Source organism: Bacillus sp. FSL K6-1005, assembly GCF_038000225.1.
GTDB classification, from domain to species: Bacteria; Bacillota; Bacilli; order Bacillales; family Bacillaceae; genus Bacillus; species Bacillus mojavensis.
The window spans coordinates 2,598,584-2,613,484 of the sequence record NZ_JBBOBP010000001.1; the positions used below are offsets into that span (position 1 = coordinate 2,598,584).

13 protein-coding genes and 1 pseudogene are annotated in these 14,901 nt (G+C 47.2%); 2 read left to right on the forward strand and 12 right to left on the reverse strand.

Going from position 1 to position 14,901, the window contains the following annotated elements; translation table 11 throughout:
* Positions 1-8: 8 nt before the first annotated feature.
* The 11 genes and pseudogenes from acoB to NST16_RS13800 all read right to left on the reverse strand — a co-directional run bounded on the left by acoB (position 9) and on the right by NST16_RS13800 (position 12,025).
* Complete coding sequence (gene acoB, locus NST16_RS13750) at positions 9-1,037, reverse strand: acetoin:2,6-dichlorophenolindophenol oxidoreductase subunit beta (RefSeq protein WP_340887183.1); 1,029 nt, start codon at positions 1,035-1,037, stop codon at positions 9-11.
* A 1-nt stretch (position 1,038) separates the two neighbouring features.
* Complete coding sequence (gene acoA / locus NST16_RS13755; protein ID WP_340887184.1) at positions 1,039-2,040, reverse strand: acetoin:2,6-dichlorophenolindophenol oxidoreductase subunit alpha; 1,002 nt, start codon at positions 2,038-2,040, stop codon at positions 1,039-1,041.
* Between the two features lie 290 nt (positions 2,041-2,330).
* Positions 2,331-2,702: pseudogene (locus tag NST16_RS13760) on the reverse strand (YfjL-like protein); the annotation flags it as partial.
* A gap of 29 nt (positions 2,703-2,731) precedes the next feature.
* On the reverse strand, positions 2,732-3,184 hold the full coding sequence (locus tag NST16_RS13765; protein ID WP_010333412.1) for a DUF6884 domain-containing protein: 453 nt from the start codon (positions 3,182-3,184) through the stop codon (positions 2,732-2,734).
* Positions 3,181-3,936: a hypothetical protein gene (locus NST16_RS13770; protein ID WP_339192181.1), complete on the reverse strand. Its 756-nt coding sequence runs from the start codon at positions 3,934-3,936 to the stop codon at positions 3,181-3,183. Before NST16_RS13770 ends, NST16_RS13765 begins: the two co-directional genes overlap by 4 nt.
* A 109-nt stretch (positions 3,937-4,045) precedes the next feature.
* Positions 4,046-5,302 carry an amidohydrolase gene (locus NST16_RS13775; protein ID WP_340887186.1) on the reverse strand — a complete coding sequence of 419 codons (1,257 nt, stop codon included), beginning with the start codon at positions 5,300-5,302 and terminating at the stop codon, positions 4,046-4,048.
* Between the two features lie 23 nt (positions 5,303-5,325).
* Positions 5,326-6,861, reverse strand: a complete 1,536-nt coding sequence (locus NST16_RS13780; RefSeq protein WP_340887187.1) for an AbgT family transporter — start codon at positions 6,859-6,861, stop codon at positions 5,326-5,328.
* A gap of 21 nt (positions 6,862-6,882) precedes the next feature.
* The gene (locus tag NST16_RS13785) at positions 6,883-8,067 is read right to left on the reverse strand and encodes a M20 metallopeptidase family protein (RefSeq protein WP_340887188.1); all 1,185 of its coding nucleotides are present in this window, start codon (positions 8,065-8,067) and stop codon (positions 6,883-6,885) included.
* A gap of 256 nt (positions 8,068-8,323) precedes the next feature.
* Entirely contained in the window at positions 8,324-9,310 is a 987-nt protein-coding gene (locus tag NST16_RS13790; RefSeq protein ID WP_286058870.1) for a tRNA dihydrouridine synthase, read from the reverse strand.
* A gap of 337 nt (positions 9,311-9,647) precedes the next feature.
* Positions 9,648-11,048, reverse strand: a complete 1,401-nt coding sequence (gene rlmD / locus NST16_RS13795) for a 23S rRNA (uracil(1939)-C(5))-methyltransferase RlmD (protein ID WP_340887189.1) — start codon at positions 11,046-11,048, stop codon at positions 9,648-9,650.
* 113 nt (positions 11,049-11,161) lie between these two features.
* Positions 11,162-12,025, reverse strand: coding sequence for a DNA-3-methyladenine glycosylase family protein (locus NST16_RS13800; RefSeq protein ID WP_268472456.1), 864 nt, complete (start codon positions 12,023-12,025; stop codon positions 11,162-11,164).
* Between the two features lie 117 nt (positions 12,026-12,142).
* Here NST16_RS13800 and corA point away from each other — a divergent pair, with 117 nt between their 5' ends.
* Together corA and NST16_RS13810 are read left to right on the forward strand one after the other, a co-directional pair.
* Positions 12,143-13,102 carry a magnesium/cobalt transporter CorA gene (gene corA / locus NST16_RS13805; protein ID WP_229148934.1) on the forward strand — a complete coding sequence of 320 codons (960 nt, stop codon included), beginning with the start codon at positions 12,143-12,145 and terminating at the stop codon, positions 13,100-13,102.
* 99 nt (positions 13,103-13,201) lie between these two features.
* On the forward strand, positions 13,202-14,065 hold the full coding sequence (locus NST16_RS13810) for an NAD(P)-dependent oxidoreductase (RefSeq protein ID WP_229148927.1): 864 nt from the start codon (positions 13,202-13,204) through the stop codon (positions 14,063-14,065).
* A 35-nt stretch (positions 14,066-14,100) separates the two neighbouring features.
* Here the strand turns inward: NST16_RS13810 and pdaA are convergent, their stop codons facing one another.
* A complete protein-coding gene (gene pdaA, locus NST16_RS13815) occupies positions 14,101-14,892 on the reverse strand; it encodes a delta-lactam-biosynthetic de-N-acetylase (protein WP_059291644.1) in 792 nt (263 codons plus the stop codon).
* Positions 14,893-14,901 lie beyond the last annotated feature (9 nt).

A 14,901-nucleotide genomic window follows, 5' to 3' on the forward strand; every position in this document is an offset into this window, starting at 1 on the left:
TCCCCCCTTTAATTCACTGCCGGCTCGCCAAGCAATTCAAGCGTGACGCTGACGATTTTATCTGGTGTCGGCAAATATTGATCTTCAAGCACTGGCGAAAACGGCACAGGTGTGTGCGGCGCTGTAATCCGCTTAATCGGCGCATCTAGCAGATCAAAGCCTTTGTCAGCCACAATCGCGGCAATATCTGTCGCTATGCTGCATCGCGGGTTGGCTTCGTCCACGATGATCAGCCGGTTTGTTTTTTCTAACGATGTGAAAATCGCGTCCTCATCCAGAGGAGACAGACTGCGGGGATCGAGTACCTCGGCTTCGATGCCTTTTTCTGATAATTGTGCTGCCGCTTCGAGTGCGGTATTGACCTGCTTGCCGATCGCAAACAGCGTGATGTCGCTGCCCTCGCGTTTGATGTCCGCTTTTCCAAGCGGGATTGTATAATACTCCTCCGGCACTTCGTCTTTCATGTTGTAGGACGTTTTGTCTTCAAAAAAGAATACCGGATCGTTGTCTTCGATTGCCGCAAGCAGCAGGCCTTTGGCGTCATACGGATTCGATGGAACAACCGTCTTCAGCCCCGGAATGCTTGTGAAAAGGCCGTACAGCGCCTGGGAGTGCTGTGCCGCAGCCCGGAAACCCGCTCCGTATGTGGTGCGGACGGTAATTGGCACTTGCGCTTTTCCGCCGAACATATAGCGGAATTTTGCCCCTTGGTTGATGACCTGGTCAAAGCACGTGCCGATGAAGTCGTTAAACATCAGCTCCGCAATCGGTCTCAGCCCTGTGGATGCCGCAGCCATAGCGGCGCCCATATAGCCCGCTTCAGAAATAGGCGTATCCAGCACCCTGCTCCGTCCAAATTCCTGAACGAGCCCTTTGGTGACGCCTAATACGCCGCCCCATGCTTCATCGTCCTGCAAATGATCGACTGCCGCTCCTCCGGCTACATCCTCACCGATCAACAGCACATTTTCGTCCCTTCTCATCGCAAGTTTCATCGCCTCATTGATCGCGTCTGACATGCTTATGACTCTTGCCATCTTACATTCCTCCTTTTTCATATGAGACATATACATCTGTCAGCAGCTCTGATTCTTTCGGATATGGGCTGTCTTGGCTGAAGGAGACTGCTTTTTCAATTGCTTCATTCACGCTTTGTTCAATGTCTGCCAGTTTTTTTTCATCCGTCTCTTTTAACAGATAGTTTTTAAAGCCTTGAATGGCGTCCTTTTCTTCAAGGTGCTCAGCTCTTTCATCCTTTGTTTTATAGGTTTGGGCATCTCCTTCGAAATGGCCGTAGTTTCGGTAGGTCATGCATTCAATTAAAGACGGACCTCCGCCGTTTCTTGCTCGTTCAATTGCTTCCTCCGCTGCCTGGTAAACTGCTAAAATATCTTTTCCGTCCACGGTTACTCCCGACATGTTATAGGCAGTTGCCCGATCAGCGATTGAATCACAGGCTGACGCGTACTCAAATGGCGTGGCTTCGCCGTAGCCATTGTTTTCAGCAATAAACACAACTGGAAGGTTCCATACAGCCGCTAAGTTGAGGCCTTCATGGAAGGTTCCTTGGTTATTTGCTCCGTCTCCAAAAAAGCAAACGCTTACATTTTTAGTCTGTTTATATTTAGCCGTGAGCGCTGACCCGCATGCGAGCGTAAACCCGCCCCCGACGATTCCATTTGCCCCCAACATGCCTTTATCGAGATCAGCAATGTGCATCGATCCGCCTTTGCCTTTACAAAGCCCGGTCGCTTTCCCGAAAATTTCAGCCATCATGCCGTTCAGATCACAGCCCTTGGCGATACAATGGCCATGCCCTCTGTGTGTGCTTGTAATGCTGTCGCCATCATCTAAGTGAGCGCACACGCCTACAGCTACTGCTTCTTCACCAGCATACAAATGGACGAATCCGGGAAGCACTCCCTCTGCGAACAGTTCATGCACTTTGTCCTCAAAGCCCCTGATTTCCAGCATCTTTTGGTACATCCACAGCGCTTTTTCCTCAGTTAATGACAAGCCTTCTCGTTTTAACAGTTCCATTGTGTGTGCCTCCTTCTATTTAGGGTTCACAATAATAAATGCAAGAAGTGTGCCAATCTTTGGAGCCCGTAAAATCAGTCTTCTCGTCTTCACCCTGGAGACAGTTTGAGACGGGTGTCTCGTTTTGTCTCATACTGATTCATTTGTATCATTTTACAGATGCAAAAAAGACCGGATATCACCCGGCCTTTGACAATGTTCGACGTATTTATTTCCTTGGAAATTTTTTAACTTCCCAGTTCCTCTGCATCGTTTGACTGAATCACTGCTTTTGAAAGAAAATCAATTGAATATTGCGGAACCGCTTTTTTCAGATCTGCTTCGATTGCCTTCGATGCTACTTCATTTACATGCTTTGCTACTGATTCGGTATATGCTTCTTCAATTCCATCGCACGTTACTTTAGGATGGAGAAATCCCTTCGTACACATTGGGTAGCGATGAGATTGGATGTTTGCTTGGAATACATATTCAGAGGTTTTAGCGTTATATACCCCATTCGTGATCTTCATTTCTTTTTTGGGATAGGTTTGTTTCGCATAGGATATAAGCTTCTGCTCTGCGGCATTTTTCGTAAATGGATCACCGAACCATACATGGTAGATATATAACCCGTATCCGAATACCGCAATAACAAGCAAGCCAAACACAAGTTTTTTCATGTTCACACACTTTTCTTGATATGTATGTGCTACAGTTCATGCTTTTCTTCAACAGCCCGATTCAATGCTTGAAGCATGTAGCCAATGCCTTTGTACGATGACAGTGGCCAGCTGATATGCTGGTGCTCACCGATAACGGCGATTAGAACGCTTCGATATTTTTTCCCGCCAAGCATGACTAGCTCTTCGATGTCGGAAAAGCCTTTTTCGCAAAATTGGTGGCGCAGCTCCTCCGCTGTCATGATTTCCGGATGACCGGTGCCAAAAGTCACATCGTAATTTCCTGATACGATATCATTAGGGCGAAGAAAGCCGTGCTTCGCCGACAAAATCACCCACTCATCGAAAAATGATTTCGCATACCGCTCGCACGCCTGATGAAACGGGCTGAGATAAGCGTCCTCTGCTCTTACCGGCCCGGCATCAGGCTGGACATCCCAGATTTTTTTCTTGCCGCAGGGGATGATGCATAGTCGTTTCATATTGATTTTCGAACTCCTTTTGTCTTCTGGACTATCACAATGATTAAAATCCCGATCACGATCGCACAACCAACAGCGAACGTAATCAACGGATACAAAAGAGGAATTATGACATTAGGGATCACTTCATACATATCAGAATGATACCCCATTGAATTTCCTCCAACATATGAAAAATTGAGCAGTTTCACACTCAATGGATCCTTGCTTCGATCAGAATAGCTTAGACGCTTCTCCTTTACAGTTCCATCCTGATTGATCTTGATTATTTTCCATTTGCTTTTTTCAAGACTTATTTGATCGTCAGTTATTCTCTGAACAATGTAAACCAGATTTTGATCAGTCTTTCGATCCTTTACCGTTAATATTTCAAGCCATGAAAAGTATCTCCCTCCTCTTTCTCGATTAGAAAGCCATACTTCAGAAGGTGAGGAGAGGTATCGGCCATCTAATTGATACTGTATGTTAACAATCTCTCCGGCAGGAACGTCTTCATCTTTATCCCAGCTTGTCAGGGGCGCATGTTTTCCTGTTTTGCCTTCAATAATCCTAATATGATGATTAAAAATGTTGATATGTTGAGTATCTATTGCAGATTCATAACCATGCTTGTCTTGATATGCATAATGAATGTCATAACGATTTGTTACGTTGTGATCTATTATATTCTCTCTCAATAGTACAAAGACAGGATAGGCTGACATCACGATCAGCAGCAGGCCTATACCTGTAAAAAAATGCATTCTCTTCATTTGAATCTCCTCTTTTTTTCATACCTATCAATGTACCATAAATCTAACAAATCGGCTCCTTTATTTGGAAATCGTTTTGAATGACATAAAAAAAGAGGGGACTCCCCCTCTACTTCAACAGCTTCAATGCCGCTTGCTTCAGCAGCTGAACGCTTCGCGGAAGAATATCTTCCTGAATATCGAACTTTTCATGATGATGCGGGGCGGCGATGTCGGTGCCAATGATCATATATGTCCCTTTTCCTCCCCGCTCCTGAACTCTTTTGATCATATAGCTTGCGTCTTCACTTCCTCTTGAGCCGGTCTGGATGCCTTGCAGTGAGGAAAATCCGTCAACCTCTCCAGCAGCTTCTAGCACGGTCGAAACCATTTCCTCGTCACATTTGATCGGAATCGCTCCGCCGATGATTTCGACCTCATGTTCAAGCTCATGCATGGCTGCGCTGTGGGCGATGATCTTTCTCACCCGCTCTTCCAGATCGCGGTTGACCTCTTCTGAATCTGACCGCGTTTCAATGATCATTTTCGCGTGCTGCGGGATGATATTGGCCGCTGTTCCGCCTTCAAGCACGCCGACATTGATCCGGGTATCGCCCGAGCTGAAACGCGGAATGGCATGTATATTTAAAAGCGCCGTCGCCGCCCCTAGCAAAGCATTTCTGCCATGCTCCGGAGCCGCTCCTGCATGTGAGGAGACGCCCCGGAAATGAGCAGCCATTTTCGTAGTGGCCAGAAATCCTTCTGCACCGCCGTATACTTCCCCAAGCGGCACATTAGTCCCCAGATGATGGCAGAGGAGATAATCAACATCGTCCAGCATGCCTTTCTCGGTAACGGCATACGCTCCGCGGACACCCTCCTCAGCAGGCTGGAAAATCAGCTTCAGAGTACCTGCAAAGGTTCGATGCGCCAGCGCTTCAGCAACACCCAGCCCAATCGCGGTATGTCCGTCATGGGCGCATGCATGCATAGTTCCTTCAAATTCAGAACGGAAGCCCTTGGCATGAGGAACATGGTCAGCATCAGCGCTTTCTGTAATTGGCAGTGCATCCATATCAAAACGAAGTGCAACGACGGGCCCCGGCGCATTTCCTTCAAGCGTTCCAATAACTGCGGTATATCCGCCTTTCATTGGCGCAATGGTACCAGGATCGGCTCCATTTTCTATTGCACGGTCAAACGCGCGCTCCAGCTCTTTTTCTGATGGGACGCCTCTGCGGGCTTCACCATCCATTGCGTCCTTGCCATATGTCACGTGATATCCGAGAGCTTGAAGGGTTTCCACAACCTTTCCGGCCGTGCGAAATTCTGTGAAGCCCAGTTCGGGATGCCGGTGTAAATCTCGTCTTATTTGTATAATATCCATATGTCTCCCACCCTTTGTCGTTTTTACTTTGCATAAACGCCCGGTCCGATCGGCCAGCCGAATATGTACCAAATGAACATCATGAGAAGCCACGCCAAGAAGAACAGAACCGTATACGGAATCATGGTTGAAATCACAGTTCCAAAGCCCGCATCGGATTTGTAGCGTTTATAATAAGCCATCAGCATTGGCAAATACGGATTCATCGGCGTAATGGTGTTGGTGGCGGAGTCCGCAATCCGATAGGCAATTTGAATAAACGCGGGATGAAAATCCAGCAGCATCAGCATCGGGATAAACACAGGGGCCAGCAGCGCCCATAAAGCAGAGCCGCTCGTAATAAACAGACTGACGATACAAGTCAGCAACGAAAATCCGATTATTACAGGAAAACCTGTTAAATGGATGGATTCCAGAAAGTCCGCTCCTTTTACTGCCATAAAAATTCCCATATTGCTCCACGTGAAAAAGGCGATAAACTGCGAAATAACAAATACGAGTACAATAAAGCCTGACATGCCTTTAATGGAATCTCCCATCAGCCTCGGGACGTCTGTCTGATTCTTAATGCGTCCGGCCACGATGCCATAAACAACCGATACAGTAATAAAGAACAGCAGAATGATGGGGATGATGCCTTTCAGAAAAGGCGAGGAAAGAATCGATCCGTTTTCAGGATCACGCAGAAGCGCTCCCTCTGGAACAACTAATAACGCAACGACTCCAGCATATAAAAGAGCCGCTCCCCCCGCCGCCTTCAGTGCTTTGATCTCTTTTCCCGTTAACGCCGCCATTTCAGGCTTGTATTCTCCGCGGTAGCTGCCAAGCCGGGGTTCAACGATTTTATCAGTAATCCATGCACCGATAAAGGCTAAAACAAATACGGAGGCCGCCATGAAAAACCAGTTGTCGACTGCCGATACCTGAGCATGTTTATCGACCGTTTGTGCGACCTGTGTGGTAATGCCGGATAGAAGCGCGTCTGTTCCTGCGATCATCAGATTGGCCGTAAATCCTGACCCTACTCCTGCCGCAGCGGCCGCAAAGCCGGCAAGAGGATGACGCCCGGCTGCCATGAAAATCAAGGCGCCCACCGGCGGGATAATAACCCATGCCGCATCAGACGCCAGATTTCCCAAAATCCCGACAAATACGACGGAATAGCTGATGATCGCTTTCGGAACATGCGCCATCATCTTTTGCAGCACAGCCTCGATCAAACCGACGCGTTCCGCTAGGCCGATGCCGAGCACCATCGTAAGCACAAGTCCGAGAGGCGGAAATTGAACGAAGTTGTTCACAGCTTCCGTCAGCATCCAGTGAATGCCTTCGATGCTGAGCAAACTCTTAACGGCTACCTCTTTCCCATCACCCGGATGTGTCACTGCGTTTCCTGCTAGCAAAACAGACATGGCAATGATGATCATCGATAAATAGATAAATAACATAAAAGGATCAGGCAATTTGTTTCCGACCGTTTCAACCCACTTTAATAGTCCTTTATGCTCGATTTTTTGTAAAGAATCAGCGGTCGTGACTTCCGGCAGATGTTTAGCCATAGCGCCCTCCTATAATTGGTTTTAGTTGATCTTCATTGAAATCGATTCACGGGAATGCAGGATATAATAGACTGAATTTACAAATAATTTAACACCTGCTGATAACGCTTTTTCATCGAACGTGAATTTAGGATGGTGATGCGGATAGATCATCTCCCCGGTTCCCGCTCCCAGAGCGATATAACAGCTCGGCACTCGTTCAGAAAACGACGAGAAATCCTCTCCGCCCATCATTGGCGCTAACGGAAATATCTGATCCTCCCCCCACAGATCCACCGCTGCTTTTCTGACCAGTTCGGTTACGTTCGGATCGTTCACAACAGACTTGTATCCATGGCGATAATCCAATTCATACGAGGCGCCATGGGCTTCAGTTACGCCTTTTATGATGGTTTCCATAAACGCTTCCGTATTTGCCCTGACTTCCTTTCGAAATGTCCTTACCGTCCCACCAAGCGTCACAGTGTCGGGGATCACATTGTAGGCGGAACCGGCATGACACATGGTAACAGAGAGCACCAGTCTTTCGGCAGAATCTGTATGTCTTGAGGCAATGCTTTGCAAATGAGTAATGACCTGTGAGGCGATCACAAGCGGGTCAATGCACTGTTCAGGCTGAGAGGCATGCCCGCCTTTTCCTTTAATCGTGATATCAAAGCGGTCAGAGTTAGCGGTGACAGGACCTGATGCCAGTCCGATTTTTCCTAAAGGCATAGCAGAAAACAGATGAATGGCTATGCATACGTCAAGATGGTTCGCAATACCAGCCTTCACCATTTCCTGCGCCCCGCCGGGATGAACCTCCTCGGCATGCTGAAAAATAAAGTAGACTTCGCCGCTGAGCTCATCCTTTTTCTGAGACAAAATCTCAGCCGCCCCAAGCAGCATGGCAGTATGCCCGTCATGCCCGCACGCATGCATTACACCTGGATGGCGGGAGCAAAAATGACTGTCATGCTCCTCTTGAATCGGCAGCGCATCCATATCAGCGCGCAGCCCAATTCGTTTGCCCGGCCGCGCACCGTCCAGCCGGGCAACGACACTTGTCCTTGTCGGGCGGCTGATCACAAGATATTCAAAAGAAGAGAGCGTATCATATACAAATTGAGCTGTTTTTTCTTCTTGAAAGGACAGCTCTGGGTATTGATGAAGATGTCTCCTCCATTCAATCACGTTCTTATACATACTGGCGTATTCATCCATCATGCTTCCAGCCCCCATTCTGTTTTAGAAACTCTTGCATTTACTTTATTGATTATATGGAGCTAGTTCAATTGGAATGTCAGACAATCTGACTTATTGAATCAAAAAAAGAAGAGGAAATCTGACAGATTCCTCTTCGTCTGATGTTATTTTGGACAGTGGAAATAAATAACTAACCTATCAAGCAATAATTGGCTGGTATAGTGCGGTTCCATACCGCTTTCCCACCTGCCAATGTACTGCTTATCATAAACTCTATCTACTGTTGCTCCACCCCATCAAGATACTTTCTCTCAAAGTCATCGAGCAATGCCCGCACTTCATCCGTTGACTTTGTGTTCATGCATTGATTTCTTAATTCACTCGCCCCTCGGAATCCGCGGAGATAAATCTTGAAAAAGCGAGGAAGAGGCTTGTACGGACGCGCTTCTAATGCTGAATATTTATCATGAAGATCCAGGTGCAGCCTTAAGAGATCAAGCAATTCCTTGCTGCTATGCTCTTTCGGCTCCTTTTCAAAGGCAAATGGATTTGTAAAAATACCACGCCCAATCATAATTCCATCGACACCGTATTCTTGAGCGAGTTTCAAGCCAGTTTGACGGTCAGGGATATCCCCATTGATCGTCAATAGCGTATCTGGCGCCACCTCGTCACGAAGTTTCTTAATCTCCGGGATGAGTTCCCAATGCGCATCCACTTTACTCATTTCCGCTCTTGTACGAAGATGAATAGAGAGATTAGCAATGTCCTGCTTCAATACGTGTGTCAGCCAATCGCGCCATTCATCCACATTCGTGTAACCAAGCCTTGTCTTCACACTTACAGGCAATCCCCCTGCTTTTGCAGCTTGTATTAATTCTGCCGCAACTTCAGGACGGCAAATAAGGCCGCTTCCCTTCCCATTGCCTGCCACATTAGGCACAGGACAGCCCATATTGATATCTAGACCCTTAAATCCTAGCTCCGCCATACCAATACTCATTTGGCGAAAATTCTCAGGCTTGTCTCCCCATATATGAGCCACCATTGGCTGTTCATCCTCCGTGAAGGTCAAACGGCCGCGGACACTATCCTTCCCATCCGGGTGACAATAGCTCTCCGAGTTTGTAAACTCTGTAAAAAATACATCCGGCCTGCCTGCTTCACTTACTACATGACGGAAAACAACATCCGTCACATCTTCCATTGGGGCCAGTACAAAAAAAGGCCGTGGTAATTCACGCCAGAAATTATCTATCGTCATTCCATTCAAATCCTTTCATTATGGGATACCAACGCAAACCTTTATCCCAAAATTAAAAAGCTGACCATACTTCTTTTACACTTATAGCATGCTTAAGCACTTCTTATCAAACGAAAGTAAATTTTGAACATTTAAATCTTTACTAATAACAAATAAAAAGCGACAAAGCAAACCGACTAGAAAAGCAGTTTGAGTCATAGAGTTAGGTACATAATCAAAGTTTCAGTGTATGTTCCTGCAAATTTTCTTTCAATAGCTTGGGCTGCGCATGAAAAAGACCCGGAAATCGGAATTGTTTATTTTACCGAAATCCAGATCTGATTAGGAATTGTTTATTTTAGTTAGATGATTTCAATACAAGCTTCGCCACCGCTTCCACATGCGCCGTCTGCGGAAACATATCCACAGGCCGAATATATTCCACGCGATAGTCTTTCGACAGCGCCTGCAAATCCTTCGCAAGCGTGGATGGATTGCAGGAAACGTAGACAAAGCGTTTCGGTTTGACTTTTTTAATCGTATCCAAGAACGTGCTGTCACAGCCGGTTCTTGGCGGGTCAACGATGACGACGTCCGGGCGGAAGCCTTCTTTCGTCCATTTCGGGAGCCAGTGCTCGGCTGTTCCTGTTACGTACGTGGCATTTGTCATACCGTGTTTTTTGGCATTTTTCTTGGCATCGTCAATTGATTCTTTGATGACGTCCATGCCGCGGACTTCCTTCGCTCCGTCCGCCACCCACATGCCGATGGTGCCGACGCCGCAATACGCGTCAACGACTTTTTCTTTCCCGGTCAGCTGTGCCGCTTTTTTCACTTCATCATACAGCTTGACGGTTTGCTCCGGATTGAGCTGGAAGAAGGCGCGGGCGCTCAATTCAAAAGATACGTCGCCGAGCACTTCTTGAATCACGGTATGTCCGGCGAGGGGTTTTGATTTTTCACCGAAAATAACTGAGGTTTTCGCTCCGTTTACATTTTGAATAATGGATTTCACCTCAGGCAGGCGCTTTTGGATCGCTTTGACGATTTCTTCCTTGTGCGGAAGCGTTTCTTTTGCTGTGACAAGCACGACCTGCACTTCGCCTGTTTCAAAGCCGACTCTCGTCACTATCGTGCGGACGTCGCCTTTTCGTTTTCTTTCATTATAAACAGACACATTGAAGTCCTCTAAAATGCGGCGGACGATGCCTGTTGTTTTGTTGGTTGCCGGATGCTGGACGATGCAATCTTTAATTGGCACGATATCATGAGAATCAAGGCCGTATAAGCCGGCAATGATGCTGCCGCTTTGTGAGCGTCCGATCTGGAATTGGCTTTTGTTACGGTAGTTCCATGGGTTGTCCATGCCGACCGTTTCTCTAATATCCATGTTTTCGACTTTGAACTTCGTATGGCGCTCCAGAGACTGGATGACGATGTCGCGCTTTTCCCGAAGCTGCTGGCTGTATGCAAGATGCTGAAGCTGACAGCCGCCGCACTGCTCGTAGACAGGGCAAGGCGGTGCTACCCGATGCTCCGAAGCCTTGCGAATCTTCTTGATCCGTCCCTCCGAAAACTTCGGCTGCACTTTCGTCGCTTGGACGACAACCTCTTCACCTGGAAGCGCGCCGGGCACGAATACGACTTTTTTCTTGAAATAGCCGACGCCTTCCCCGTTAATCCCGAGACGTTTAATCGTCAGCGGAAAGGTCTGTCCGACTTTCAGTTCGACGGGCGCCTTTTTGTTTTGTTGGTTCACGTTGTTCTCTCCGTTTCTATATGAAGCTTTCTGCGGATGGCAGAAAGTGAAATGGTTTTTTCACATCTTTCTAGTATAACACGTTTACACGATTTCCTTCATTGTGAGACGAATTATTCTATACTTCTCCACAAATACAAAGACGCATAGCTTAAATAAGGCTCCCACTCCCTGCTCATCGCCAGCATGACGTCCTTTGCCGGCTTATCGTCCAGTTGAAAATGGCGTTTTATCGCGTTCTGGAGTCCGATATCGGCCAGCGGGAATAAATTAGGGCGTCCAAGTCCGAACATGAGGACGTTTTGCACGGTCCATGGGCCGATGCCTCTAATTTTGATCAGTTTCTTCATGATGTCTTCATCTGTCATTTGGGGCAGCTCTGACAAGTCGAGCGTGCCTTCGGCGATCATTCGCGACGTATCAATAGCGTATTCCGCTTTTCGCATGCTGAATTGCAAATCGCGCAGATCTTGATAATCCAGCGCCGCAATCGTTTCCGGCTTCGGATAGCACCACACGCCGTCCTTCTGCTCGCCGAACGTATGGACAAACCGTTCTGTCAAGGTGTACGCAAAAGATAAATTCAGCTGCTGGTGCACAATGCATTTCATGATACAGTTGTACACGCTGTAGTCCAATACAAGCGGCGTGCCTGCATGCTCTTCAAATATCGCGGAAAGATTCGTTTTAGAGAAATGCTCAAGGACATGCCGCAAATTATGTTCCCATTGAAAAATCCGTTTGATTTCCTTCATCATGTCTTCCTGCTCTGTTTCCCCGCTGACGAGAAACTCGGGCTCGTCCGCATCGCCTAAGGCCTGCACCTTCACAATACATACGTCACCGGTCTTATTTCTGATCGGCACTCTTATGTCCCGCGCTTTCAGATCAACTGCATTCAAAGGGTCTAACGCCAGCCTGTCGAGCACACGGTCAAAATGGTACGGCGGTGTGACCGATACTTTTTCTTTCCACATATGATCAGCCCTTTTTCCGTTTTTGTTCAGTATACCACGCCGCTGAAAACCGGCAGAAAACACTGTATACTTTTCTGAAAAAGGCCGCATGATATAATGGCAGGTGGAGGGTTGTTTATGATCAACATTACCGCTATCACAACACAGCATCAGCTTTTAAAAAATATACCGATTGAACGGGTTGAACAGCCGGATATTGCGTGGTACTGGGTTGATTTTTACGGCCCGGAGGAAACAGAAACCGCGTTATTGAGAGATTTTTTTCATTTTCATCCGCTTGCGATTGAAGATTGTTTTCAGCATATGCAGCGCCCGAAGCTTGACCATTACGACGGCTATCGCTTTTACGTGCTTCATGCGCTGAATCAGGAAACGCTTGAGACCGAAGAAGTCGATATCTTTCAGGGCGAAAAATTTGTCGTCACCTTTCATTTACACGAAACACCCGGTATCGCCAAAGTCCGGGAGCGTTTATATGCTTCACCGGATCTGTTTAGAAAAGGGCCGGGACATATTGCTTATATGATCATGGATCAGCTTGTTGATGAATATTTTCCTCTGGTGTACAAAATAGAAGACCGGCTGAATGAGATTGAAGACAGCCGCAGCCACAAAACATACGGGACGCTGATGAGCGAGGTGTTTGAGCTCAGAACAGACCTATTGCATCTCAGGCGGACCATTATTCCGATGCGTGATTTGCTGTATCGGATTTTAAGTCTTGACCATCTCAAAGACCAGCGTGAAACAAAGGCATACTTCAGCGATATTTACGATCATTTATTAAAGCTTTCAGAAATTGTGGAATCTAACCGTGACATGACGTCCGATTTGCGTGACAGCTACGTGACACTGAATTCCAACCGGATGAATGCGATTATGATGACATTGACCATCGTGTCTACGATATTTATCCCGCTCACGTTTATCGCCGGTGTTTACGGCATGAACTTCGACAACATGCCGGAGCTTCACTGGGAATACGGATATTACGCCGTGCTTGGCCTGATGGCCGCCCTTGTGATCGGCATGCTGATATGGTTTGTACATAAAGGATGGTTCAACATCTTTAAATGAGGACAGCGTGAAGCTGTTCTTTTTATTTTGGCAAGCCGATTTCCAGCATATCCTGTTCGTTTTGTATATAATGAAAAAAATGTTCAGGGAGTGATCAGATTGAAAATCGCTGTGATCGGACTTGGCAATATGGGACAGCCCATTGCCCAAAACGTGCTACAAGCAGGCTATCGTTTGACAGTATATAATCGGACGAAAGAAAAGACGGAGGAATTTGGATCCCAAGGCGCCCAAGTGGCAGAAACGCCTCGCCAGGCGGCTGAGACCGCTGATATCGTCGTGACAATGCTTTCTGATGACAATTCTGTCAGCGCTGTGACATTCGGCAAAGATGGATTGATTGAAGGATTATCAGAGAATGGGATTCACATTTCGATGAGCACGATTAGTGTTGAGTTCTCAGAAAAGCTCGCGGCCGCCCATGCGGAAAAAGGACAATCCTTCCTCGCCGCTCCTGTGCTGGGAAGACCAGATGCCGCAGCAAACGCCGCGCTTCGGATAATTGCGGCAGGACCCGCGGAAGCAAAAAAAACAGCAAAACCTCTGCTCGAAAGCTTGAGTCAGCAAGTGTTTGACGTCGGCGAAGAAAGCAAAACAGCAAACGCAGCGAAAATTAGCATCAATTTCCTGCTCGTATCCATGCTGGAGGCGTTATCTGAATCATTCCTGATGATGGAGAAATACGGTTTAGAGCAAAAGCAATTTTTAGCCATCGCCAACGCGCTTTTCAGCTCCCCTGTATATCAAAATTACGGAACGATCATGGCCGAGCAAACATTTGAGCCGGCGGGCTTTAAAATGTCATTAGGGTTGAAGGACACCAATCTGGCGCTCGCCGCCGCGGAGCAGGTCTCCGCCAAGCTCCCTCTTGCCGAGCTGGCGAAAAGCCATTTTGAAAATGGTATTGAAAAAGGGCTTGGAGACCTAGATTGGGCCGCTTTAATAACATGCATAGAAAAATAGAAAGAAGCCTCTCCATTGCGGAGAGGCTTTCTTGTTTACAAAGACGGCAGCTTCATTTCTTTCTCAAACATCAAGTCATCAATGCTTTTAAAGGTATAGCCTTGTTTTTTCAGATCGGTAATCGCATCGTCCAGCGCCTCGGCATTGTCCTTGGAGACAGTGTGGAGCAGGTAAATCGCTCCCGGATGCGCCTGTTTGATCATGTGATCGTAGGCGTATTTTTTCCCTTTTTGATGATTGATTTTCCAGTCGACAAAAGCGACGGACCAGAAAACGGTTTGATAGCCCATGCGTTTCGTTTCTTTCAGCACGTATTCACTGAACACGCCGCGCGGCGGCCGTAAGTACAGATTGTCCTGCTTTCCCGTGATCTTATAAACCTCTTCGTTGACTGAATCGAGCTCGTCCTGAATTTGGTCAGCGGTTTTTGTCGTCAGATCTGGATGGTGAAAGGAGTGGTTGCCGATGATATGCCCTTCATCCGACATCCGTTTGATCAGCTCGGGCTGATCTTTCACGAAATGCCCGGTGACAAAAAACGTTCCTGTCACGTGATGTTTTTTTAAGACATCAAGCACCTTTGGCGTATATCCATTTTCATAGCCGTTATCAAATGTTAAATAAATTGTTTTTTCTTTAGTATTGCCTAAATAAAACGCGTCGTATTTTTTGATCAGGCTGTTCAGCTGTTTTCCCGCATCTGGCGGCTGATGGTTAACGCTTCGCTTAAAGCCCCAATTAATCGGCTCATTCGGTACCGCATCTGCCTGTTTTGCTCCTGCCGCAAGCAGGACGGCGGCGCAGCATATTGCACACATCCACTTCATGGCCAGCGC

Coding starts and splice junctions, on each gene's coding strand:
- NST16_RS13800 (WP_268472456.1), bottom strand. CDS start 12,025: ATGTGGAAAGAAAAAGTATCGGTCACACCGCCGTACCATTTTGACCGT.
- acoA (WP_340887184.1), bottom strand. CDS start 2,040: ATGGAACTGTTAAAACGAGAAGGCTTGTCATTAACTGAGGAAAAAGCG.
- pdaA (WP_059291644.1), bottom strand. CDS start 14,892: ATGAAGTGGATGTGTGCAATATGCTGCGCCGCCGTCCTGCTTGCGGCA.
- NST16_RS13765 (WP_010333412.1), bottom strand. CDS start 3,184: ATGAAACGACTATGCATCATCCCCTGCGGCAAGAAAAAAATCTGGGAT.
- acoB (WP_340887183.1), bottom strand. CDS start 1,037: ATGGCAAGAGTCATAAGCATGTCAGACGCGATCAATGAGGCGATGAAA.
- NST16_RS13775 (WP_340887186.1), bottom strand. CDS start 5,302: ATGGATATTATACAAATAAGACGAGATTTACACCGGCATCCCGAACTG.
- NST16_RS13790 (WP_286058870.1), bottom strand. CDS start 9,310: ATGACGATAGATAATTTCTGGCGTGAATTACCACGGCCTTTTTTTGTA.
- NST16_RS13785 (WP_340887188.1), bottom strand. CDS start 8,067: ATGATGGATGAATACGCCAGTATGTATAAGAACGTGATTGAATGGAGG.
- corA (WP_229148934.1), top strand. CDS start 12,143: ATGATCAACATTACCGCTATCACAACACAGCATCAGCTTTTAAAAAAT.
- NST16_RS13770 (WP_339192181.1), bottom strand. CDS start 3,936: ATGAAGAGAATGCATTTTTTTACAGGTATAGGCCTGCTGCTGATCGTG.
- NST16_RS13780 (WP_340887187.1), bottom strand. CDS start 6,861: ATGGCTAAACATCTGCCGGAAGTCACGACCGCTGATTCTTTACAAAAA.